The 1,302-nt window shown below is 47.2% G+C and carries 1 pseudogene; it reads right to left on the bottom strand.

Annotation, left to right across the window (positions count from 1 at the left end):
- Window positions 1–11: 11 nt before the first annotated feature.
- A pseudogene (locus DSM107010_RS40870) lies at window positions 12–907 on the bottom strand (ISAzo13 family transposase).
- Window positions 908–1,302 lie beyond the last annotated feature (395 nt).

The raw sequence follows: 1,302 nt of genomic DNA, 5'->3' as shown, positions 1-1,302 counted from the left end.
AGGATCGTGGATTAAATAACCTGTAATTCTGGCTGAGCAGTGTAATTCCACTGAGGCAAGAATTCATCAAAGACAATTTTCATGGTTGATTTGAAGTCAAGAGCAACTTTTCTACCTGTTTGATAGGTCTTGTCGAGAATTGTCGTAAACACATTGAGTCCTGTGCGAGTGGTTGCAGTTGCCATCAATTCTTGCACCGTCTGCACGCTGTCAAAAATCACACCCTGACACACACGAGTCAGATGGGGAAACAAGCGATGCTCAATGGGATTGTGCTTGGAGGTATAGGGCGGGTAGTGGGCAATGCGAATCGAAATTCCCAATTCATTGACCAATGCCTGTAAGTCCTGCTTGAAGATGTAATGGCGCGAGCTATTGCTACCTCCTCCATCACAAAGCAACAAAATGGAATCAGCCAATGGGTAACGTTGCTTGCCATAGGTATTCCACCAGTAGCGAATAGAGTCACAGGCAAATTCGCTGGTATCATGGCTGGTACCAATCTGAATGTAGCCCACATTGTCCCTCATGTCGTACAACCCATGAGGAATAGCAACCCCGGTTGCAAGCGTTGCCCAATCATGGTCAAACACTTCAATCGGTTCTTGAGTGTAGAGTGTTCCATCTCGGTACAAGTTGCCAATCAATTCTCTTTTTTTGTATCCATACTCATCACTGGATTGCCAGCTGCTTGATAGGCTTGCTTGAGCCGTTCAATCATCTCAAATTGCTCGTTGCGATGCTCGCTTTCTCCAGTTGCCAGGGTCTTGACTGCTTTGCGTTTACGAAACTTATGCTTCTCCAACAACTGGTCTACAACCGTCACACTCACGTCAATTCCCTCACCTTTAAGCAATGCGGCAATCTCGTGGCGCTTGAGATTAGTCCACTTGACGGTTTCATCCATCGGTGAACCCGCTGTGTGCCGCTCCAAGACACGCAAAAATGCCGTGTCTAACCCAGCAATTGTCTCAAACGCTGATTTACGTCCACCTCCAGGTTGGCGAATCCGTTCCTGCTCGAGTGCCGTTGCCTCTTCCAGTTCCACCAACCCCAGCGCTAAGGTTTCGTGATGACATCCGAACAATCGACGGATGTATGCCTGCCCTCCGTACCCTAATTTCACCGCTTCAATTGCTGCGTAGCGACGACGATCCTTCTCAGACAGCGATTGATAGTATCGTTTCATTTGGGCTTCAATCAAAGCAGGGTAGGGTTGCATCGATTCACCTGTTCATCAGTCTGCTTCTCTAGTTTACAGAGTCAACTGAAACTATTACACCTTATTTAATCCACGATCCT

The sequence above is a fragment of the Chroococcidiopsis cubana SAG 39.79 genome (genome assembly GCF_003991895.1).
GTDB classification, from domain to species: Bacteria; Cyanobacteriota; Cyanobacteriia; order Cyanobacteriales; family Chroococcidiopsidaceae; genus Chroococcidiopsis; species Chroococcidiopsis thermalis.
This window is presented reverse-complemented; position numbering and strand designations above follow the sequence as displayed.